Genomic DNA, 20,679 nt, shown 5'->3' with positions numbered 1-20,679 from the left:
GGTGTCGACCTGCTCGGCGGTAAAGGCGTGGCTCTTGCCCGACAGGTCGGACGTCTGGAAGCTCCACTTGCCGTCGGCTCCCGTGGTCACCGAACCAACCGAGGTCGTGCCGTCCGACAGCTTGATCTCGCTGTTGGGATCGGCCGTGCCCTTGATCGTCGCGGTGTGATCCCAGTGCGGGCGCACATTGGTGACCTCGACGGTCGCAGCATCCTTGGTGCCGCCACCGCTGGTGCCGCCACCGCTGTGCGAGCCAATCGGCGGATCGATCGGCTGCGACAAGGCGCTGGTGTTGCCGGCGGCATCGGTCGCCGTCGCGGTGAAGGTGTGGGACCCGTGCTTGAGATTCGGGGTCGTCACGCTCCAGTCGCCGTCACTCGCGACGGTCGCGGTGCCGAGCAGGGTCGTGCCCTCATAGAGCTTGATCGAGCTCCCCGCTTCCGCCGTACCGGATACCGTTGCGCGGTTATGCGTGGTGGGATCGCTCAACAGGATCGGAGCATCGGGCGCAGTGCTATCCACCGTGACGTCCAGCGCAGTCGATGCCTTGCTGGTGACGCCGGAGACCGTGTCGGTCGCGGTGAAGCTGTGCTTGCCGTCCGGCAGCGCGACGGTGGTGTAGTGCCACGCTCCGTTCGCATCCGCCGTGACGGTGCCGAGCTGGGTCGTGCCGTCGAGCACCTTGACCGTGCTGTTGGCCGCTGCAGTCCCCGCCAGGGTCACCGTTTTGTCGCTCGTGATGTGATCACCGGCAGTGCCGGTATCGCTGGAGAACGAGGCGATCTTCGGCGCCGCCGGCGCAGTGGTGCCGGTGCCCGACGTGCCCGAACCGGTGGAGCCCGTCGTCCCGGAACCAATGACCGCATCCACGGCCGTCGACGCAGCGCTGACGTTGCCGGCGACGTCGGTCGCCTTCGCCGTCAGGGCGTGCGAACCGGTCGACAGTGCCGACGTCGTGACGCTCCACGCACCGCTCGCGTTGGTCGTCGCGGTGCCGACCTGGGTCGTTCCGTCGAACACCTTGATCGCGCTGTTCGCTTCGGCAGTCCCCGACATCACGACCTGATTGGCTGTGTTGACGGTGTCACTCGCGATGGTCGGTGCAGCTGGCGCCTTGGTGTCGACGGTGACCGCCACCGCAGCCGAGGCCACGCTGGTTTGCCCCGACGCGTTGGTCGCGGTCGCCGTCAGCGTATGCTTCGCATCGGTCAAGACCTTGGTGATGTAGTCCCAGCTTCCGGTCGAAGTCGCGGTCGCCGTACCGATCTGCGTCGAACCGTCATAGACCTTCACGGTGCTGCCAGCCGCGGCGGTACCGTGCAGGGTGATCTGGCTCGCGTCAGTGATGCCGTCGCCGGTCTTGCCCGTATCGGGCGACCAGGATGCGATGGTCGGCGCTGCCGGGACATCGGGCGTTGAGGGGGGCGGCGTCGGAGACGACGTCTGCCATCCCGTGCCGAGTTCGTCGTTGTTCGTCAGGACGGGCGTGTTGTTCCTGAAGTAATAGTAACCCCACTTGCCCTCACCAAGTTCGTTGTTGGTGAACGAGACGCCGGAAATCTTGTCGGTGCTGCTGAAGCTGCCATCGGAGTAAAGGGTATAGCCACCCCCTGCAAGATAGTTGCCGTCCACCTGAATGTTGGAAACCGGACCGAAGTCATTATTGATCATCACGGCCGAGACGTAGCTGTTCTCGTTGATGACCGTGTTATGTCGAATGACGACGTCTGAAACGCCGCCGTCGATCTCGATACCATCGTAGTGCGGACCGCCCAATGACGTGCCGAGACGCACATCCGGCGCATTCATATCGTGGATATAATTGTCCTGGACCAAGCTCGACCCGGTGACAATAATACCATTCTCCACGTCATGGATATCGTTACGCAGGAATGTGCCTGAACCGACGATGCCGTTCGCGCCATCCGGGCTGCTTCCAACGTTTAAAATCTCGCTATCCTTGACGACAGTTCCTGTAACGCCATCCTTGATCCAGATCCCTGTCCAATCGCTGGACGTGATGCGGGTATTCTGAATCGTGACGTTATTGGCCAGGACCGAGATCGTGCCTTTGACATCGAGAGCGTCGATGACGGTACCTGGTTGAGTGACAGTTACATCGCCCGATGGAGTCAGGATAACGCCATCAGGAAGACCGGTGCTATTCGCGTCTGGATATCCAGCAATTGCCATGTTTGTTCTTCCCCTCTGCAATGCACGCGCAGACTGAGTTTCTTGCGCATACGGTTCGATATGTCGCGGCTCAGTCCAACTCGACTGGTTCTTTGCCGCCCCATCGGGAGCGTGTTCGAATTCGCACGCGCCTTTTTTGAGACGATTCATTGACCCGAGGATGGAGTTTTTAAATCGCGCAGCCGCAGTTCCTGCCCCGTCCAAATTAATATTATCGCCGGAGTGAGAATTAATGACGAGGATTAAATCTCGATCGAACGTGCTATTTAATCTGGCGACGAGCCTGTGCGGTCTTCATCAATACCAATAAGTATAGCGCCCTCACCTCGCGGGCCTTCGCTTCGCCAAATCCAACGGCGGGCCCCACGCAGCAGTCACGCCGCTGCCTTCAACAACGTCGTGGACGCTTGTCCGAACCTCGCCTCTCGGAGCGAGAATCACTTTCGCGGATTTCCGATCTCTGCCGAGGGGCGTCCGGCCACACGGCCATGGCGTCGTGCGTGCCGCCTCGCGTACACCCGCGACCACACGCCTGCAGTTAGCAGGGAGGCCGCAGGGCACTGATGACCGGCAAGAGACTGTGAAAGATTGGCGATCCCGGGAAGACTCGAACTTCCGACCTACGGTTTAGGAAACCGTCGCTCTATCCGGCTGAGCTACGGGACCGCGGAACCCGCAAGTCAGGCGGGTTGCCTGGAGGTGTACATATCAAAGCGGAGACGGGATCGGAAGCCCTCCGCGTCGCCCAATACGAAAGGCTGCCGCTCGGCCCCTACGCCTTGATATTGTTGTCCTTCACCACCTTGCCCCAATAGGCGACCTGCTTGTCGAAGAAGGTCTTGAAGGCGGCGCCGTCCTGGAGCAGCAGCGTCATGTGCTGGGTGTCCTTGAGCTGGGCGGCGGTCGCGGGCTCGCTGAGGATTTCCTTGGACGCCGTCGCGAAGGCTGCGACGATATCGGGCGGCGTGCCTGCAGGCGCGAAGATGCCCCACCAGGCCAGCGTTTCGAAATCGGGAAAGCCCGCCTCGATCGCGGTCTGCGTATCCCCCAGGGCCGGCAGCCGCTCGCGGCCGAGCTGCAGGATCGGACGCAGCATGTTGGTGCCAAGCTGGGCGGCGACCAGCGCGGCCGATCCCGCGATGAGATCGACATGGCCGCCGAGCACGTCGTTCATGGCCGGACCGCCGCCGCGATAGGGCACGTGCATGATCTCGACGCCGGCCTTGCTGCCGAGCACGGTCATCGCGAGATGGCCGAGCGTGCCGATACCGACGGAGGCATACTTCACCGCGCCCGGGGTCGCCTTGCAGGCCGCCACCACGTCGGCAAAGCTCTTGTAGGGACGGCCGGCGCCGGCGGCGATCACGTAGGGCGCGGTGCCGATCAGCAGCACCGGCATCAGCTCGCGCTCGACATCCACCGGCGGCTTGTCGAGGATCGACGGAATCACCGCGTGTGAATCGAACGTCACCAGGAACGAGGTGCCGTCCGCCGGACTCTTGGCGACTTGCGCCGCGCCGAGCGCGCCGGCCGCGCCGGACTTGTTCTCGACCACGACAATGCGACCGAGCTTGGTTTGCAGGCTGGCCTGCAACAGCCGCGCCATCGCATCGGTCGAGCCGCCCGGCGGAAACGGCACGACCAGCGTGATCTTGCCAGCCTGCGCCGCTGCCGGCGTCAATGCGAGAATGGCCGGTGCAGCCAGCAGCGTGCGTCGTGTGATCGTCATGGTCCCCTCCCTTTTGTTTTCAGCGCCTGGCTTTTTGCTCTTTGGCGCTACAGCATGATCCGGAAAAGTGTGCAGCGGTTTTCCGATAAGATCATGCTCAAGAAAATACCCTAAGCGCGAAGCGCTTGGGTCGTGCCGAAGCCCGACCCCGCTTTTTTGTATTCTGGCCGAGGCGGACTGAAGATGTCCAGCACCCTGGCGCCGTCGGGGCCGGCGCGCATGGTGTGCGGCACATTGCCCGGGGTGCGCCAGAAATCGCCCTTCTTCACGGCAATCTCCTCATCGCCCTGGACACGGATGGCGGAGCCGTCGAGCAGCACGCCCCATTGCTCCTCGGGATGATGGTGCAGCGTGCCCTGCGCATGCGGGGCCAGCGTCACCACCGACAGCATCGCCTGCTCGCCGGAGAAGATGCGCGTGGTCACCCCCGCTGCGAGCTCGCGGAACAGCCCGTCGCTGGTGTCGTCTATGTGATGGAATTCTTCCCTCTGGCTCACGCGCCCTCTCCTTCATTCTCGTTCGATCAAGTCTTGCCATACGAGCCCTGATAGCGGCTCTCGCGGATCGCCTTCAGGGTCTCCTCCTCGCGCGCGACCTGGGCGCGGACCGCTTCGAGCAGCGCCGCGGCGCCCGCGGCGGGAAACGACACCACGCCGTCCTCGTCGCCGACCACGATGTCGCCGGGCGAGATCACGCTGCCGCCGATCGTGACAGGCACGTTGATCTCGCCGGGGCCGTTCTTGTAGGGACCGCGATGGATCACCGCGCGCGCGTAGCAGGGAAAGTCGTCGGCCGCGAAGGCCGCGACATCACGGATCGCGCCGTCGATCACATAGCCCTCGGCTTTGCGCCACTGCGCGATGTTCTTCATGATCTCACCGACCAGCGCGCGGGTCTCGTCACCACCGCCATCGACCACGATGACGTCGCCGGGGCCGACCAGCTCGAGCGCGCGGTGGATGGCGAGATTGTCGCCGGGGCGGGTGCGCACCGTGAAGGCGGTGCCCACCAGCTTAGCCCCGCGATGATAGGGTTTTAGCCCGACCGCGCCGGGCAACCGCGCGAGATTATCTGAAATGACCGAGGTCGGCGCACCGCGAAAGCCCTCGATGATCTCGGCCGGCGGTTTCGGCACGCTGTTGGCTGCGATGGTAATGGTCATGTCCTGGATTCCTTCCGTCAATCATTCGGCGTGCGCCCGCGCCTTCGCCGGCATAATCCGGAAGGCGCGCCCTTCCTTCATCCACGTTGCGCGCTCGTCGCGCAACAGCGTGCGGCGGACTTTTCCGGAATCATCGCGCGGCGGGGCGCCGACGATCTCGAAGCTTTCCGGATGCTTGTAGCGGCTGAGCCTGTCCTTCAAGAACTCCGCCATGCCGCCTGCGATCGCCTGGCCGTCGGCATCGCCTTCCGGCTCGATGATGGCGTGCACGCGCTGGCCCAATTCCGGATCGGGCAATCCGACCACGACGCAGGAGCGCACGCCCGGCGCCTCGGAGACGGCAGCCTCGACCTCGGCCGGATAGATGTTGGCGCCGCCGCGCAGCACCATGTCGGCGAGGCGGTCGCCGAGATAGAGATAGCCCTCCGCATCCAGCCTGCCGATATCGCCGAGCGATTCCCAGCCATCGCTGCGGCGCTTCGGCTCGGCGCCGAGATAGTGATAGGTCGCGTCCCTGCCGTCATTGTTGAGGAAATAGATCTCGCCGGTCTCGCCGGGCGCAACGTCCTTGCCGTCCTCGCCGACGATGCGCAGCTTCGCCATCTCGCCGATCTTGCCGACCGAGCCCTTGTGCGTCAGCCATTCCGTGCCGGAGATGATACATGAGCCTTGCCGCTCGGTACCGCCATAGAGCTCCCAGATCCGCTCGGGGCCGAGCCAGGCGATCCAGTTCTCCTTCAGCCAGGGCGGCATCGGAGCTGCCATGTGGAAGACGGTCTGCAGGCTCGACAGATCGTAGGCGTTGCGCACCTGCTCCGGCAGCGCCCAGATCCGGTGCATCATGGTCGGCACGAAATTGACCCATTGCACGCGCTCGCGTTCGATCTGCCGCAGCGTCTCCTCGGCGTCGAACTTGACGAGACCGGTGAGCTGGCCGCCGGTGAACAGCGCGTAGTGGGACACGATGAACGGCGCGTTGTGGTAGAGCGGACCGGGATTGAGCAGCGAGACTCCGAAGGGGATATTGAGCGGCGGCGCGGCGACCGTGTCGGTCACGGCCGGCTGATGATCGAGGATCACCTTCGGCCGGCCGGTCGAGCCGCCCGAGGTCATGGCCTTCCAGTAGCGCGCCACCGGCGGATTGAGCGGCTCATCGGAGAATCCTTCCGGCACGAAATCCGCCGGGAGGCGGTTCGGCGCGTTCCAGTCGGCCTCGCCGCCGACCACCAGCGCCGGCTTGAGAATGTCGAGCACGGCCGCGGCCTCGCCGCGCGGCAGTCGCCACGACAGCGAGGTCGGCGTCGCACCGCACTTCCAGACCGCAAAGGAGGTCTCGAAGAACGCATTGCCGTTGGGCAATCCGATTGCGACGAAATCGCCGGGCTTGACGCCTTTGGTCATAAATGCCCGCGCGCGCCGGTTGGCGCCGCGCTCGAGCTCGTCCCATGTCAGCGTGTCCTGCCCGTGACGGACGGCGATCGTGCCATGTGGTTTGCGTTCAGCGTACCAGCGCGGCACGTCAGACAGGGGCAGCAGCATCGGGCGTTTCCATTTCGTGTTCTTGGCGTCTTGCTTCGCGTGTTTCTTGGCGTCGCCTCAGGTGAGGCGCTCGCAAGGCGAAGTGTAGCAGCCCGCCGGGGCGGCGCTGTGACTCATGCGCCACGTCAAGCACAAAATGTCAGCATCCCAGCCATGAAATTCCCGAGTTCCATGGGTGACAAGCCGGCGATAAAGAGGCAAAAATCTGGCTCGACTCAGTTCGGGTTGAGTTTTGCAGGGAATGCTCTCGTAGAATGTCGTCCGTGATAGCATTGCGTCGTGCGGCGCTGGTTGTTGTTGCCGCGGCAGGATTTTTCCTGCTGACGCACGCGCATGCCCAGGCGCAATGGTGGAAACGCGCGCCGGTCGATTTCGAGGAATGCGCCGACGCCGCCGAGAAGGCCGCGACCAAATCCGAGAAGACATCCGCACTCGCCGATTGCAACGCCAAGTTCGCCGGCCGCCGCAAGGCAGGCGGCGGCTACTCCTATTACGACTTCCTGCAGGATCGCACCTTCGACATCGCCGGACCCAATCCGACGCCGGAGGAGCAAAAGAAGATCGACGCAGCCTATACGGCCTATCTCGCCAAAGAGCGCCGCAGCAACGAAGCGGCCGAGGCCGCCGCCCGTCAACAGCGCGAGCAGCAGGAACTGCAGGCGCGGCAACTCCAGCAGGTCGCGCTGCGAACCGACGTCGCGCGCGTGCCTGTCCCGGTCGAGCGGCCGAAGGTGCAGCAGAACGTCGGTCAGCGCTCGAAGGGCGCGTGCACCAAAGGCTCATTCTCCTGCGAATGGCCGCGGCTGTCGGAAAGCTTGAACGATCTGAAGAAGCTGTTCAATCCGACCCCGAGCAAGCCGGCGAAGAAGGGCTGAGCTGCTCCCTCGATAACTCTCCGCTGTCGTCCCGGACAAGCGTAAGCGCAGATCCGGGACGACGACTGAGGATGTCGCACCACCTACGCACACGCAACGTGTCAGTTCGGTTGCTTCTTCTTGCCGCGCTTCGATTTGACCGTTGGCACCGGCGCAGTCGTCGGCGAACTGCCCAACTGCGACCTGCTCTCCTGCAACCGCCTATCATAGCCGGGCGAGTTCACGACCGTCGGCGGTCTCGCAAGAGCGAGCGTCGATGCGCCGCAAAGCGCGGCAAGCGCGAGCCCGATCATCAAGCTACGTTTCATCGGTCCCTCCTTGCACTCAAACCACCGCGCGAATCTGCTGCGGCGTCAGCCGCGGCGGACCGTTGCCGGCTGCCTCGGTCTCCTTGATCAGCGCAACAATGCGGCGCATCAGCGGCACCTCGACATGGTTTTGCTCGGCGAGCGCGATGACGGCGCCCTGGAGATAGTCGATCTCGGTCTTGCGGCCCTGCTTCAAATCCTGCCACATCGAGGAGCGCGCCTCGGGATCGATCTTCATGGTCCGCCCCAGGATCGCGTTGAAGATCATGTCGGGCAGCCGCAGCAAGGCCGGCGTCCAGTTCATCGGGATCGGCGTTGCCGAGACCGGCGCGATGCCGGCGGCCCTCAGCGCGACCAGCCCTTCGGCCATCTGGTCGGCGAACAGCCTGCGCCAGTCGCGGTTTGCCAGTTGCGCGGCGAGCGGCAAGTCGGACAATGCGCTGAGCGCGTTGTTCAGATTGATGATCAGCTTGCCCCATTGCACGCCGGTGATATCACCGCTCGCGCGCACCATGAGGCCGGGCACCGAGAGCGACGCGGCCGTGTTTTCGGCGTCCTCGCCGATATGGATGTCGCCGGAGGTCGAGCGGTGGAAACGGCCCTCGCCCATCGCGATCACATTGAACGGCACCATGCCCGCGAGCACGCGGCGGACACCGAGGCGGTCGCGCAGCACCGCGATATTGCCGATGCCGTTCTGCAGCGAAACGATGACGGCATCCTCAGGCGCATGCTGCGCGATCTGCTCCGCGACATCGGCGGTGTCGGCGCTCTTCACCGTGACCAGCACGATGCCGGCGCTGTGGAAGATCGCGGGGTCCTCCGACAGCGCGAGCTGCCCTGCGCCGAGCTTCGTCTCGGAGCCGTCGAAATCCGTCAATCGCAGGCCGAACCGCTCGATCTCGGTCTTCACCCGCGGTCGCACCAGCAGCGCGACACGGCGGCCCGAGGCCGCCAGCATGCCGCCGACGAAACAGCCGATGGCGCCCGCGCCGGCCACCACGATCGGTCGATCCGTCATCACCTCGCCTTGCTCCTTGAACGACCCGCCCTCGATAGCAGAGGCGAGGCCGGCTGCCCATCGCGGCGTATCCGCCTTGTAACCGTCATGAGAGCCCCATATGTTTTCGGCCCGGGGGCAGCCAGCGGCGAGCGCTCGCCGAACGAGACGCCAAAGGAGAGCACCATGGGTCTACTCGACGTCCTCAACGGCATGCAGAACGGCCCCCGCGGCCCCTCTACACCCAGCTCCGAGAACTCCTCCGGCGGCATGTCGCCGATGACCATGGCGCTGCTCGGCCTGCTCGCCTGGAAGGCGTTCAAGCACATGACCGCAAACCAGTCCGGTACGGCGCCGCAGCCGTCGCCGACGCCGGCCCCTCCGCCGGTGAACGCGGACAGCGGCGGTCTTGGCGGTCTCGGAGGCCTGCTCAAAGGCGGCCTCGGCGGCCTGCTTGCGGGCGGCGCGGCCGGCACCGTGCTCAGCGGTGGCCTCGGCGATCTCCTCAACCAGCTCCAGCAGGGCGGCCACGGCGACACCGCGAATTCCTGGGTCGGCAAGGGCCAGAACAAGCCGATCGCGCCGGGCGATCTCGCGAACGCACTCGGCGCCGACCAGATCGAAAGCCTGTCCGCCCAGAGCGGCCTGTCGCGCGACGAGTTGCTCAACGGCCTCAGCCAGTATCTGCCGCAGGTGATCGACCATCTGACGCCGGACGGACGGCTGCCGACCGAGAATGAGCTCTCAGGCAAACTTTAATCGGACGTTGAGCGACGCGCTTTCGGGAAGGGGAGCAGACTCATGAGCATGGGCGGCCTGTTGTGGATCATCGTCGTCGGCTTCGTCGCCGGCCTCATCGCGCGCTGGCTGGCGCCGGGACCGAACAACCCGAGCGGCTTCATCCTCACCACCATCCTCGGCATCGCCGGCGCGTTTCTCGCGACCTTCATCGGCCAGGCGATCGGCCATTACAGCCCCGACCAGGGCGCCGGCTTCATCATGGCCACGCTCGGCGCAGTGGTGGTGCTGTTCATCTGGCACCGGCTGGTCGCGAGCGGCGTGATCAAGGGGTAGTTGCTGTCATTCCGGGGCGCGCAAAGCGCGAACCCGGAATCTCGAGATTCCGGGCTCGATGCTAACGCATCGCCCCGGAATGACGTCGTGGAGCATCACGTAATCAAATGCATCCCCGCATCCATGCGCACGACCTCGCCGGTCATGTTGCTGGAGGCCGGCATCGCCAGGAAGCAGACGAGCTGCGCGATGTCCTCGGCTGATGATGCGACCCTGAGCGGCACCTTCGCCACCACGCTGTCGCGCACCTGCTTGGCGCCGGCTTCGCCGCGGCCCTTGGTGAACCAGGGCGTGTCGATATAGCCGGGGCAGACCGTATTGACGCGGATCAGCGGCGCCAGCGCACGCGACAGCGACAACGTCATGGTGTTGAGCGCACCCTTGCTCGCGGCGTAGGCGATCGATGAGCCGACGCCGCTGATGCCGGCGACCGAAGACACGTTGACCACGGCGGAGGGCCGCTCCGAGGCCTTGGCGCCGGCTTCGAGCAGGCTGCGCGCGGCACGCACCATCTGGAACGGGCCGATGGTGTTGACACCATACACGCGCTGGAAATCTTCAGCCGACAATCCGTCGAGATCGGCATGGGCGACATGCTTGGTGGTGCCGGCATTGTTGACGAGGATATCGAGCCGGCCCCATCCGCTGGCTGCCGCGACGATCTTGCGGCAATCGTCGTCCTTTGAAACGTCGCCCTGCGCAACCAGGACTTCCGGAGAGCCCGCCTTGCGGCAGACGTCCGCGGTGGCCTCGGCTTCTTTCTGGCTAGAGGAATAGTTGATGACGAGCCGCGCCCCGCTTCGCGCGAGGATTTCCGCGGTTGCTGCGCCAAGTCCGGATGCGGACCCCGTCACGATTGCGCACAGACTGTCTTTGGCCATCCGGATTTCCTTCCCCTGTATCTGATGCGAGCCTTAAGTCGCTGGCCTTGTTTAGCGAGTTTGCCGCGCCCTGCAAATTAAGCAAACTCCGCTAAGCGGAATTAGCCTCCAATTGATCCTTGCCCCCATGCCCGCGCCGCAGGTTGACCTGCGATCAACGCTTGTCAGGGCCATGGCTTTTTCGGATCATCGGGCGCAAGAAGACCTGCGCGGTTCGCTCCACGAGGCGGGACGCGCCAACGGCAAAACACGGGGAACGCTGTGGCGGAGAGTGACAACATCGTCGTCGAGACCGCGGAGAAGATCTTCGCCGATCTCGCCGATCCGCAAACCATCAACAACGACAAGAAGGATTCCTGGCAGGCGCCGCTGTGGCGGGCGCTGAGCGAAGCCGGCCTGCCATTGTCCTGGGTGCCAGATGATCTCGGCGGCTCCGGCGCAAGCCTTGCCGACGGCTTTGCGCTGCTGAACGCCGCCGGCCGTTTCGCCGTCGCGGTTCCGCTGGCCGAGACCATGCTAGCCGGCTGGCTCCTGGCGCAGGCGAAGATCGCATCGCCCGAGGGCGAGATGACGGTGCTGCCGGCCTCGCCGAAGGATCGCATCACCCTCGATGCCGATGGCTCACTTTCCGGCCGCGCCCGCGGCGTGCCCTTTGCCAAGGCGGCAAAGCATTTTGCGGTGCTGGCGCACGGCAAGGATGGCGTCTCGATCGCGCTGGTCGATGCCGGCAAGGTCCGGATCGAGTCCGGCCTCAATGTCGGCTACGACCACAGCGACACCGTGACGCTCGACAAGGTCCAGCCCGTCACGCGCAAGGCCGCACTGAAGGGCCTTGACCAGACCACGATGATGCTGATGGGCGGCGTCGCGCGCAGCCTGCAGATCGCCGGTGCGCTGGAATCGATGCTCGACATCTCCGTGCGCTATTCCAACGAGCGCGTGGCCTTCGAAAAGAAGATCTCGAAATTCCAGGCCGTGCAGCACAATCTGGCGCGCCTCGCCGGCGAATCCGCCGCCGCCCTCGCGGCTGCGACGTCGGCCGCCGACGCCATCGCGAATGCGACGCGCTTCGACGACGAGGTCTATCTCGAAGCGGCCTCGGCAAAGATCCGCTGCGCGGAAGCCGCGGAAAAGGGCGGCGCCATCGCGCATCAGGTGCACGGCGCGATCGGCTTCACCCTCGAGCACATCCTGCACCGCTATTCGCTCCGGGCGCTGGCCTGGCGCGACGATTTCGGTTCGGAGAGCCACTGGGCCGTCGAGCTCGGCAAGCTGGTCGCGACCAGAGGCGCCGACGAATTGTGGCCGCTCGTGGCGTCGCGCTGATCCGGGAGAGAAACACATGACCGCTGCCCTCCGTTTCGATCCGATCCGCCTGCCCGAGAAGTGCGAGCAGCTGCGCAAGGAAGTGCGCGCTTTCCTCGCCGAAGAGATCGCCGCCGGCACCTTCGATCCGCACAAGCCCAACCGCGAAGACACCGACGCGCCGGAATTTTCCCGCAGGGTCGGCGCCAAGGGCTGGCTGGGGATGACTTGGCCGAAGAAATACGGCGGCCAGGAGCGCTCCTTCCTCGAACGCTACGTGGTGACCGAGGAGATGCGCGTCGCCAACGCGCCGACGCGGCGCTTCTTCGTCGCCGACCGCCAGAGCGGACCGGTACTGCTGAAATACGCGCCTGAGCACATCAAGATGGACATCCTGCCGCGGATCTGTCGCGGCGAGATTTGCTTTGCGATCGGCATGAGCGAGCCGAATTCCGGCTCCGACCTGTTCGCCGCGAAGACGCGCGCGACCAAGACCGACGGCGGCTATCTCATCAACGGCACCAAGATCTGGACCTCGTCGGCGCACATCGCCGACTACATGATCGCGATCTTCCGGACGTCACAGCCGACCAAGGAAAACCGCCGTCACGGCCTGACGCAATTCCTGGTGAAGATGAAGCAGCCGGGCATCCAGGTGAACCCGATCGGCCAGATCACCGGCCAGTACGAGTTCAACGAGGTCGTCTTCACCGACTTCTTCGTGCCCGATGACCACGTGCTCGGCGAAGTCGACGGCGCCTGGAAGCAGGCGACGAGCGAGCTCGCCTATGAGCGCTCGGGCCCCGAACGCTTTCTTGAAACCTATTACGTGCTGACCGAGCTGGTCCGCGCGGTCGGCCCCAACCCCGACACGCGCAGCGCCGAAGGCATCGGCCGTCTGGTGGCGCAGCTCCACACCATGCGGCGCATGTCGGTCTCGGTCGCCGGCATGCTGCAGGCCGGCAAGGAGCCGGTGGTCGAGGCGTCCATCGTCAAGGACATCGGCACGGTGTGGGAGCAGCAGCTTCCGCACCGGGTGCGCGATCTCGCTGCTTTCGTCGAGGAGACCGCGACCAACCGCGAGACGCTGGAGCGTCAGCTCGACTTCGCCATCAAGACCGCACCGAAGCTCACCATCCAGGGCGGCACCACCGAGGTGCTGCGCGGCATCATCGCCCGCGGACTGGGTTTGCGCTAATTCAATCGAGGATCATCATGACCACATACAAAGACATCGGCGTCGAGAAGGTCGGGCACGTCGGCACCATCGAGATTCGCCGCCCGCCGCTGAACTTCTTCGACATCTCGCTGATCAACCAGATCGCGGATGCACTCGACGAGTTCGACCGCGACATCGAGATCCGCGCCTCGGTTCTCTCGGCCCAGGGCAAGGCGTTCTGCGCCGGCGCCAATTTCGGCGATCCTGCACGGCAGGCGCAGGAGGCGCGCGAGGCCGAGAAGAAGGGTGACCCCGCCGACAATCTCGGCCCGATCAACCATCTCTACATCCAGGCCGTGCGTATCTTCCGCGCCAAGAAGCCTATCGTCGCGGCCGTGCAGGGCGCCGCCATCGGCGGCGGATTGGGCCTCGCCGTCTCCGCCGATTTCCGCGTCACCTGCCCCGAAGCGCGCTTCTCCGCGAACTTCACCAAGCTCGGCTTCCATCCCGGCTTCGGCCTGACGACGACGCTGCCTGAGCTGATCGGCAAGAACAACGCCGAGCTGATGTTCTACACCAGCCGCCGCGTCACGGGCGAGGAAGCCGTGAAATGGGGCCTTGCCAACGAGCTGGTGCCGCAGGATCAGGTCAAATCAGCCGCGATGAAGCTCGCCGGCGAGATCGCCGAATGCTCGCCGCTCGGCCTGCTCTCCACCCGCGCGACGATGCGCGCAGGATTGGCCGATCGCGTCATGGCCGCGACCAATCACGAGCTCGCCGAACAGACCCGGCTGCGCGCGACGGAAGACTTCAAGGAAGGCGTGAAGGCCACGGAGGAGCGGCGCGCGGCGAATTTCAAGGGGCGGTGATCACGGCGGCGCTAGCCGTATCACTCCACCGCGACCACAACCTCCCCTGTCATCCCCGCGAACGCGGGGATCCATAACCACAGGGAGAAGTTGCGGCGCAAGCTGGTCACTCCGAGTCTTCGCCAAACCGCTCCCTGTGGCTATGGGTCCCGGATCTGCGCGCGGTTAGGGCGCGCTTGTCCGGGACGACAGCGGCGGTTTTGGCGGCTTACTTTTTACCCACCACCAGCGCATCGACGATCGTCACGCCCTGCCCCTCGGTGTGCACCAGCACCGGGTTGAGCTCGATCTCCGCGATCCTTTTTGCATGCCGCGCAGCAAGCGCGGAGATATCGGCGATCAACTGCGACAAGGCCACGACGTCCGCCTTCGCCGCTCCACGAAATCCGTTCAGCAAGGGTGCAGCCTTCAAGCCCGCCAGCATCGCGCCCGCCTCCTCCGCGCTCACCGGCACGGGGCGGTAGACGACGTCGCGGAACAGCTCCGTGGTGATGCCGCCGAGACCCACCATCACCATGGGACCGAACGTCTCGTCGGTCATCGTGCCGACGATGATCTCGACACCGCGCTTCGCCATCGGGCCGACCAGCACGCCTTGAATGGTCGCCTCAGGCCGGTGCTTGCGCGCATTGTCCAGCAGCGCCTCGAATGCCAGAAACACCTCGCCCTTGGTAGTGATGTTGACGCGCACGCCGCCAACTTCGCTCTTGTGGGCGATATCAGGCGACTGGATCTTCATCACCAGGGGAAAGCCGACGCGGGCGACCGCCTCGTCGAGCTCGCTCTTGTCTCTCACCAGCACCTCATTCGGCAGTGCAATGCCGGCGGTGCGGAGCAACGACTTGCTGTCGGCCTCGGACAGAACCGGCGATTTCAGATCCGCAGAAAGATCGCGCGCTGGCAGCCGCGTCGCGTCCGGAGGTAGCGGCAGCTTGAAACTGGCGTAGTCGACGAGCCGACGCATCGCGATGCCGACATGGGTGAGGCCCGAGAGCACCACGACACCGGATTTGGCGAGCTCACGGCGCGCGAAATCGGACGGCACCGTATAGGAATAGAACACCACCGGCTTGTGCTGGGCGGATAGCACCGGCGTCAGCTCCTCTTCCTTGAAGGGCTTGCGCACCTCGCTTGACAGCGAGAGCACGACCAGGATCGCATCGACCTCGTCCGAGGCGGTGAGGACGTCCACACTCTTCTGCAAGCCGCCAGAGGTGACGCCTTGCGCCGTGACGTCGATCGGGTTGCGCGCCGTGCCATAGGACGGCATCAACTGCTTGATCCCAACCTGGACCTTTTCGGACAGCTCCGGCACCTGCAAGCCTTGCAGCGCCACCGCATCGGCGCCCCAGATGCCGGCACCGCCCGAAACGGTGACGACGGCAACGCGATCGCCCTTCGGCAGCGGATTGCTGGCAAGCACCGCCGCGATCGTCAGCGCTTCGTCCAGATCGTTGGTGACGATGAAGCCGTATTTCGCGAACACCGCGTCATAGGCCGCCGACCAGCCGGCCATGCTCGCAGTATGCGAGGCCGCCGCGCGCTGGCCTGCGCCGGAGCGTCCGACCTTTGTCACGATCACCGGCTTCTTCATCTCCGCAGCGCGCCGGGCGGCGACCAGGAATTTATCGACGTCGCGGATGCCTTCGATGAACAGCAGGATCACCTCGGTCGAGGAATCCTGCACCAGGTAATCCAGGAACTCGCCGGCGCCGAGATCGGATTCATTGCCGGTGCTGACGACGTAACTGACAGCGATTCCGAGGGCCCGCGCGCGATGATAATAGGCAAAGCCGATGCCGCCGCTCTGCGCGACGATGCCGATCCGTTTGGTCGTCGCGACAAGCGGCACCACACCTGGCTTGACATCGACGGCCGGACTGAATGTCGCCGCCACGCGCTGCACCTGACTGAAGAAGCCCTCGGCGTTCGGCCCTGATATCCGCATGCCGGCGCGCTTTGCCAGCGCGGCGATCGCGTCCTGCATCGCCGCGCTGTCGCCGCCCTCCTCGGCAAAGCCGGAGGAGATGATCACGGCATTCTTGACGCCGGCGGCAGCGCATTGCTCCAGCGCGGGAAGCACGGCGCGGGCCGGGATGATGATGACGGCGAGGTCGATGGATGCGCCGATGTCGCCGATCGATTTGTAGCAGGCCAGCCCGTCGATATCCGCATAGTTCGGGTTCACCGGATAGATCGTCCCGGGGTATTCGTTCTTGCGCAGCATGGACAAGAGCCGCCCCGGGATCTTCTCGTGATCGCGCGAGGCGCCGATCAGCGCGATGCTGGCGGGCGCGAAGAAGCTGTCGAGCGGATGCGGCATGGAGGATGTGTCCTTCTTCGCAGAGCCGTGCGCTCTCTCACCCCGTCATCCTGAGGTGCGAGGCATGGGACGCAACGCGTCCCATGGGAGAGCCTCGAAGGATGAACGGCCCCGCCGGCGGCCGTCGCCCTTCGAGGCTCGCCGAAGAGGCGAGCACCTCAGGGTGACGGATAAGGGTCGATGGATCAACTGACGCGGAACGTCACCCCTCCCAGCAAGAACTCATTGTCCGCCACCGCAAGCCCCCTCGCCTTCGCGGCATGCAGCACGCTCGCCCGATCCGCGACCCGAAACTCGAGCGCGCTCATGATCTCGCTGGCGCCTTTTACGAAACGGAAGACCGCATTGGGCAGTTTCAGCTCGGCACCTTCAGGCGCAATGCCGATGATCTTGCCCCAGTGCTCCGCGAGACCTTGCGGATCAGGGCTCTGCATCTCCACGCCGGTCAGCGCCAGCGTCACGTCCTTGCGGATGAACTTTTGCCAGTCCGGTCCCGCCGGCGGATAGGCGCCAAGAACGTCATCGCTGCCTTCGGTGTGATTGAACTCGATGAAGGCGGCGCGGCAGTCGCGGGGGTGAAGCTGGACGCCGTGATAGGGCGCGTGGTCGATCACGTTGGCGGTACGCACGCCCATTGCGTTGGCGTCGCGTCCACGCTCGTCGGGATCATTGCAGCAGAAGATCGCCATGTAGCCGCCGCGGCCGCCGGTCTTCTCGATGAAGCGGCCGGCCGTGGTACCGCCCTTGAAGGGTGCCACCACCTCCAACATGATCGTGTCGACCGGGAACAGCGCATTCTCCAGGCCATATTTCGCGACATTGCCGTCGCGGTAGCACACGGCGAGGCCCATGATCTCCGCGATGTCGGAGATCACGGGCGCGAGCTGGGGCGCAACCAGGCAGATCTGCCGCAACCGCATATAGGGCGCCATGGTCATGCGCCCCTGAAGGTCGGCTTGCGCTTCTCGACGAAGGCCTTTGCGGCCTCCTTGTGATCCTCGGTGTCGCCGCAGCGGGTGTGGTGGATCGCCTCGCCGTCGAAGCAATCCTCCAGCGCCAGATGCTCGGCGTTGTTGATGTTGCGCTTGATGAAGCCGAGCGCGATCGAGGGCCCCTGCGCCAGCGACAGTGCCAGCTCGTGGGCCGCGGCGTCGATCTCGGCATCGGGCACGACCTTGGTCACCATGCCGATCGCATGCGCTTCCCTCGCCGTAAGCACCGGCGACATCAGATAGAGCTCGCGCGCCCGCGCGCTGCCGAGCAGCTGGGTGAGAAAATAGGTGCCGCCGTAATCGCCGGAGAAGCCGACCTTGGCGAAGGCCGTGGTGATCTTGCAGGATTCCGAGGCGATGCGTAGGTCGCAGGACAGCGCCATCGACAAGCCGGCGCCGGCTGCGGCGCCGTCGAGCTGCGCCACCACGGGCTTCGGCATCTGGTGCAGGATGCGCGAGACCTCCATGCCGCGGCGCAGATTCGCAAGCTTCTGCTCGAACGGCAGCGGCGCGCGGCCCGCGGCCATCGACTTGACGTCGCCGCCGACGCAGAACGAGCCGCCGGCGCCCTTGAACAGCACCGCGCGCACCTCGGGATCATCAGCCGCACGGCGTGCCGCTTCGACCAGCCCGGCCACCATCTCGGGGTTGAGCGCGTTCTTCCGCTCGGGCCGGTTCATGGTGATGGTGAGCAGCCCGCCTTCGAGCTTTTGCAGGACCATGTCGTTCATGGGACGTCTCCCTTGTTGTTTTGCTCCGTCGTTCCGGGGCTCGCGAACCGAGAACTCTGGTGCGCGATTGCGCACCGTATGTCGCTTCGCGCCCCGGGATGACGTCGTGACTTACGTCACGCCATCACTTCTTCACCAGCGGGCAGCGCGACTGCTCCAGCGACTGGAACGCCTCGCTGCCAGGGACGGTGGCGAGCAGCTTGTAGTCGTCCCAGCGGACCTTCGATTCCGACGGCTTCTTCACCTCGAACAGATACATGTCGTGGATCATGCGGCCGTCGTCGCGGATCTTGCCACCCTTGGCGAAGAAGTCGTTGATCGGCGTCTCCTTCATCACCTTCATGACAGTCGCTGCATCGGTCGTGCCGGCCGCCTTCACCGCCTTCAGATAATGCGTGACGGAGGAGTAGACGCCGGCCTGTGCCGAAGTCGGCGGCCGCTTCACGCGCTCCTGAAAGCGCTTCGAGAATGCGCGCGTGTCGTCGTTGAGGTCCCAGTAGAAGGCTTCCGCCAGCAGCAAGCCCTGCGCGGTCTCCAGACCGATCGAGTCGATGTCGGTGACGAAGGCAAGCAGCGGCGAGACCTTCTGGCCGCCCTTGGTGATGCCGAACTCAGCCGCCTGCTTGATCGCGTTGACGGTGTCGCCGCCGGCATTCGCAAGCCCGATCACCTTGGCCTTGGAAGCCTGCGCCTGGAGCAGGAACGAGGAGAAATCCGACGTGTTGAGCGGATGGCGCACGCTGCCGAGCACCTTGCCACCGGTCTTGGTGACGACGGCGCTGGTGTCCTTCTCCAGATCCTGGCCGAAGGCGTAATCGGCGGTGAGGAAGTACCAGCTGTCGAGGCCAGACTTCACGGCCGCAAGGCCGGTCACATTGGCCTGGCCGTAGGTGTCGAACACGTAGTGGACGGTATAGGGACCGCAGGCCTCGTTGGTGAGACGGATCGAGCCCGGACCGTTGAAGATGATGATCTTGTTGCGCGCTTTCGCGATCTCGCCGGCCGCAAGCGCGGTGGCGGACGCCGCGACGTCGTAGATCATCTCGACGCCCTGATTGTCGAGCATGTCGCGCGCGATGTTGGCGGAGAGATCCGCCTTGTTCTGATGGTCGGCCGCCAGCACCTGGATCTTGCGCCCCAGCACCTCGCCGCCGAAATCCTCAACGGCCATCTTGGCCGCGGTCTCGCTGCCGGGTCCGGTGATGTCGGCATAGAGGCTCGACATGTCGAGGATGCCGCCGATCTTGAGAGGTGGCTTGTCCTGGGCCTGCGCGGCGGCGCTCGCACTGAGGGCAAACGCGGCGGCAAAAATGCCCGACAAAATTGTCTTCATGGAAAACGATCTCCCTTATCGCGCCGTACTCTGATGGCGGCTTGGTTATTGCTCTTGGCCAAAGCTGTTGCCGCAATCATGCCGCATGCGCAAGTGCGCAGCAAGCGCAGGTGCGAAGCGGCCGCATGTTGCGGCGCGCGATTTCCGCAAAGCGGAATGGTTAGAAGGCGCAAGATGTTTCCACGCGACGGCGGAAACATAACAATGGCGATGTGAGGCAATAGCGACGCATCACGCGAACCGCCGTAGGGTGGGGCAAAGGCGCGCTCTTCGCGCCGTGCCCACGGCCCGCGCGATCGGCAAAGACGTGGGCACGCTTCGCTTTGCCCACTCTACGAAGGCCCCTTCGTCGTTGGCATCGTTTGAGTTATGATCCAGGCATAACGCAACCTCTCCGGGTCACGTGGCACAACGGCTTCACCTCATCGTCGGATTCCTTCTCCTCGCGAGTCACACCGCCCTCGCGACGCCGTGCCAATTCGAAGCACAAGGCGAAGGCCGCGTCGCCGCGATCGTCGATGCGCGCAGTGTCCGTCTCGATGACGGCCGTGAGATCCGCCTCACCGGCATCGAGCCCACGGCGACGACGAAGCAGGCGCTGGCCTCGCTGCTCGCGAGCCGCGACGTGACACTCCGGGGCAGCGACGACACGCCCGACCGCTACGGCCGCCAGGGCGCGCTGGTCTTCATCGGCGAAAGCGACACCCCGGTGCAGGCCATGCTGCTCGCCCAGGGCGACGCCATGGTCTCCGCGGAAATCGCGGACAAGGACTGCGCGGCGGCCCTGATGACGTCGGAGGCCGAGGCGCGGCGCCAAAAAAAGGGCAGCTGGGCTGACCCGTCGGCCATAAAAAACGCGGAAAGTCCGGACGATATTTTGGCGGGGATCGGGCGCTTTGTGGTGGTTGAGGGTAAAGTCCTGTCGGTCCGGCAAGCTGGGGCAATGACCTACCTCAACTTCGGACGGAACTGGACACGTGGCTTTGCCGTGACTATTTCAAAGCGCACGCTGCCGGCGTTCGAAGGCGCTGGAATCACCCTTAAGTCATTGGAAAGTAAACGTATTCGAGTCCGGGGCTGGGTCGAGGGAAGTACAGGGCCGCGGATCGATGTGCGTCTCTTGGGACAGGTTGAATTGCTGGGCGCAAACGAGCCTACTGGGGTAAGGCCATAACGGCCGGGCACGGGTTAGACGACGTGAATGGG

The 20,679-nt window shown here is 64.8% G+C and carries 19 protein-coding genes and 1 tRNA gene; 7 read left to right on the top strand and 13 right to left on the bottom strand.

The features are described from left to right. The 6 genes from RAD04_RS30780 to RAD04_RS30755 all read right to left on the bottom strand — a co-directional run. Window positions 1-2,343: Ig-like domain-containing protein (locus RAD04_RS30780; protein WP_461626796.1), on the bottom strand; the 2,343-nt coding region annotated here is incomplete at its 3' end. Between the two features lie 439 nt (window positions 2,344-2,782). Then, window positions 2,783-2,859 (bottom strand) — tRNA-Arg (locus RAD04_RS30775). Between the two features lie 106 nt (window positions 2,860-2,965). Then, complete coding sequence (locus tag RAD04_RS30770) at window positions 2,966-3,922, bottom strand: tripartite tricarboxylate transporter substrate-binding protein (RefSeq protein ID WP_461626795.1); 957 nt, start codon at window positions 3,920-3,922, stop codon at window positions 2,966-2,968. Between the two features lie 110 nt (window positions 3,923-4,032). Beyond that, window positions 4,033-4,419: a dimethylsulfonioproprionate lyase family protein gene (locus tag RAD04_RS30765; protein ID WP_461626794.1), complete on the bottom strand. Its 387-nt coding sequence runs from the start codon at window positions 4,417-4,419 to the stop codon at window positions 4,033-4,035. A 26-nt stretch (window positions 4,420-4,445) separates the two neighbouring features. Further along, the gene (locus tag RAD04_RS30760; protein WP_461626793.1) at window positions 4,446-5,084 is read right to left on the bottom strand and encodes an RraA family protein; all 639 of its coding nucleotides are present in this window, start codon (window positions 5,082-5,084) and stop codon (window positions 4,446-4,448) included. Between the two features lie 21 nt (window positions 5,085-5,105). Next, window positions 5,106-6,623, bottom strand: a complete 1,518-nt coding sequence (locus tag RAD04_RS30755) for an AMP-binding protein (RefSeq protein WP_461626792.1) — start codon at window positions 6,621-6,623, stop codon at window positions 5,106-5,108. Window positions 6,624-6,877: 254 nt separating this feature from the next. Between RAD04_RS30755 and RAD04_RS30750 the strand changes: the two genes are divergently transcribed. Then, entirely contained in the window at window positions 6,878-7,498 is a 621-nt protein-coding gene (locus tag RAD04_RS30750; RefSeq protein ID WP_461626791.1) for a hypothetical protein, read from the top strand. A 101-nt stretch (window positions 7,499-7,599) separates the two neighbouring features. Here the strand turns inward: RAD04_RS30750 and RAD04_RS30745 are convergent, their stop codons facing one another. After that, complete coding sequence (locus tag RAD04_RS30745; protein WP_461626790.1) at window positions 7,600-7,806, bottom strand: hypothetical protein; 207 nt, start codon at window positions 7,804-7,806, stop codon at window positions 7,600-7,602. A gap of 16 nt (window positions 7,807-7,822) precedes the next feature. Beyond that, entirely contained in the window at window positions 7,823-8,830 is a 1,008-nt protein-coding gene (locus tag RAD04_RS30740) for a 2-dehydropantoate 2-reductase (protein ID WP_461626789.1), read from the bottom strand. A gap of 162 nt (window positions 8,831-8,992) precedes the next feature. On the opposite strand from RAD04_RS30740, the gene RAD04_RS30735 reads away from it, so the two are divergent. Beyond that, entirely contained in the window at window positions 8,993-9,565 is a 573-nt protein-coding gene (locus tag RAD04_RS30735) for a YidB family protein (protein WP_461626788.1), read from the top strand. A gap of 42 nt (window positions 9,566-9,607) precedes the next feature. Beyond that, the gene (locus RAD04_RS30730) at window positions 9,608-9,880 is read left to right on the top strand and encodes a GlsB/YeaQ/YmgE family stress response membrane protein (RefSeq protein WP_018316463.1); all 273 of its coding nucleotides are present in this window, start codon (window positions 9,608-9,610) and stop codon (window positions 9,878-9,880) included. 95 nt (window positions 9,881-9,975) lie between these two features. Here the strand turns inward: RAD04_RS30730 and RAD04_RS30725 are convergent, their stop codons facing one another. Continuing rightward, window positions 9,976-10,761 carry an SDR family NAD(P)-dependent oxidoreductase gene (locus RAD04_RS30725; protein ID WP_461626787.1) on the bottom strand — a complete coding sequence of 262 codons (786 nt, stop codon included), beginning with the start codon at window positions 10,759-10,761 and terminating at the stop codon, window positions 9,976-9,978. Between the two features lie 261 nt (window positions 10,762-11,022). Here RAD04_RS30725 and RAD04_RS30720 point away from each other — a divergent pair, with 261 nt between their 5' ends. From RAD04_RS30720 to RAD04_RS30710, 3 genes are read left to right on the top strand one after another with little or no spacing between them, the layout of a single operon-like run. Next, the gene (locus RAD04_RS30720; RefSeq protein ID WP_461626786.1) at window positions 11,023-12,087 is read left to right on the top strand and encodes an acyl-CoA dehydrogenase family protein; all 1,065 of its coding nucleotides are present in this window, start codon (window positions 11,023-11,025) and stop codon (window positions 12,085-12,087) included. Between the two features lie 16 nt (window positions 12,088-12,103). Beyond that, complete coding sequence (locus RAD04_RS30715) at window positions 12,104-13,264, top strand: acyl-CoA dehydrogenase family protein (protein ID WP_085351673.1); 1,161 nt, start codon at window positions 12,104-12,106, stop codon at window positions 13,262-13,264. A 17-nt stretch (window positions 13,265-13,281) separates the two neighbouring features. After that, the gene (locus tag RAD04_RS30710; RefSeq protein WP_461626785.1) at window positions 13,282-14,094 is read left to right on the top strand and encodes an enoyl-CoA hydratase/isomerase family protein; all 813 of its coding nucleotides are present in this window, start codon (window positions 13,282-13,284) and stop codon (window positions 14,092-14,094) included. Window positions 14,095-14,302: 208 nt separating this feature from the next. On the opposite strand, the gene RAD04_RS30705 is transcribed toward RAD04_RS30710, so the two are convergent. The 4 genes from RAD04_RS30705 to RAD04_RS30690 all read right to left on the bottom strand — a co-directional run bounded on the left by RAD04_RS30705 (window position 14,303) and on the right by RAD04_RS30690 (window position 19,473). Further along, window positions 14,303-16,417, bottom strand: coding sequence for an acetate--CoA ligase family protein (locus tag RAD04_RS30705; RefSeq protein WP_461626784.1), 2,115 nt, complete (start codon window positions 16,415-16,417; stop codon window positions 14,303-14,305). Window positions 16,418-16,602: 185 nt separating this feature from the next. Next, on the bottom strand, window positions 16,603-17,349 hold the full coding sequence (locus tag RAD04_RS30700; protein ID WP_461626803.1) for a VOC family protein: 747 nt from the start codon (window positions 17,347-17,349) through the stop codon (window positions 16,603-16,605). Between the two features lie 2 nt (window positions 17,350-17,351). After that, window positions 17,352-18,140, bottom strand: coding sequence for an enoyl-CoA hydratase (locus RAD04_RS30695; protein WP_194405655.1), 789 nt, complete (start codon window positions 18,138-18,140; stop codon window positions 17,352-17,354). A 124-nt stretch (window positions 18,141-18,264) separates the two neighbouring features. Further along, window positions 18,265-19,473 (bottom strand): ABC transporter substrate-binding protein, encoded by a 1,209-nt coding sequence (locus RAD04_RS30690; protein WP_461626783.1) that lies wholly within the window; start codon window positions 19,471-19,473, stop codon window positions 18,265-18,267. A gap of 403 nt (window positions 19,474-19,876) precedes the next feature. On the opposite strand from RAD04_RS30690, the gene RAD04_RS30685 reads away from it, so the two are divergent. Then, window positions 19,877-20,647, top strand: a complete 771-nt coding sequence (locus RAD04_RS30685) for a thermonuclease family protein (protein WP_461626782.1) — start codon at window positions 19,877-19,879, stop codon at window positions 20,645-20,647. Window positions 20,648-20,679: the final 32 nt, after the last annotated feature.

It is taken from the genome of Bradyrhizobium sp. 25ACV (assembly GCF_054863005.1).
The sequence above is the reverse complement of the archived record's forward strand: the minus strand, read 5'-3'. Positions and strand labels throughout refer to the sequence as shown.

What these genes read in the sequence shown, in the direction of transcription:
- RAD04_RS30770 (WP_461626795.1), bottom strand. Translation starts at nt 3,922, where the DNA reads ATGACGATCACACGACGCACGCTGCTGGCTGCACCGGCCATTCTCGCA.
- RAD04_RS30760 (WP_461626793.1), bottom strand. Translation starts at nt 5,084, where the DNA reads ATGACCATTACCATCGCAGCCAACAGCGTGCCGAAACCGCCGGCCGAG.
- RAD04_RS30755 (WP_461626792.1), bottom strand. Translation starts at nt 6,623, where the DNA reads ATGCTGCTGCCCCTGTCTGACGTGCCGCGCTGGTACGCTGAACGCAAA.
- RAD04_RS30750 (WP_461626791.1), top strand. Translation starts at nt 6,878, where the DNA reads ATGTCGTCCGTGATAGCATTGCGTCGTGCGGCGCTGGTTGTTGTTGCC.
- RAD04_RS30745 (WP_461626790.1), bottom strand. Translation starts at nt 7,806, where the DNA reads ATGAAACGTAGCTTGATGATCGGGCTCGCGCTTGCCGCGCTTTGCGGC.
- RAD04_RS30735 (WP_461626788.1), top strand. Translation starts at nt 8,993, where the DNA reads ATGGGTCTACTCGACGTCCTCAACGGCATGCAGAACGGCCCCCGCGGC.
- RAD04_RS30730 (WP_018316463.1), top strand. Translation starts at nt 9,608, where the DNA reads ATGAGCATGGGCGGCCTGTTGTGGATCATCGTCGTCGGCTTCGTCGCC.
- RAD04_RS30725 (WP_461626787.1), bottom strand. Translation starts at nt 10,761, where the DNA reads ATGGCCAAAGACAGTCTGTGCGCAATCGTGACGGGGTCCGCATCCGGA.
- RAD04_RS30715 (WP_085351673.1), top strand. Translation starts at nt 12,104, where the DNA reads ATGACCGCTGCCCTCCGTTTCGATCCGATCCGCCTGCCCGAGAAGTGC.
- RAD04_RS30710 (WP_461626785.1), top strand. Translation starts at nt 13,282, where the DNA reads ATGACCACATACAAAGACATCGGCGTCGAGAAGGTCGGGCACGTCGGC.
- RAD04_RS30705 (WP_461626784.1), bottom strand. Translation starts at nt 16,417, where the DNA reads ATGCCGCATCCGCTCGACAGCTTCTTCGCGCCCGCCAGCATCGCGCTG.
- RAD04_RS30700 (WP_461626803.1), bottom strand. Translation starts at nt 17,349, where the DNA reads ATGGCGCCCTATATGCGGTTGCGGCAGATCTGCCTGGTTGCGCCCCAG.
- RAD04_RS30695 (WP_194405655.1), bottom strand. Translation starts at nt 18,140, where the DNA reads ATGAACGACATGGTCCTGCAAAAGCTCGAAGGCGGGCTGCTCACCATC.
- RAD04_RS30690 (WP_461626783.1), bottom strand. Translation starts at nt 19,473, where the DNA reads ATGAAGACAATTTTGTCGGGCATTTTTGCCGCCGCGTTTGCCCTCAGT.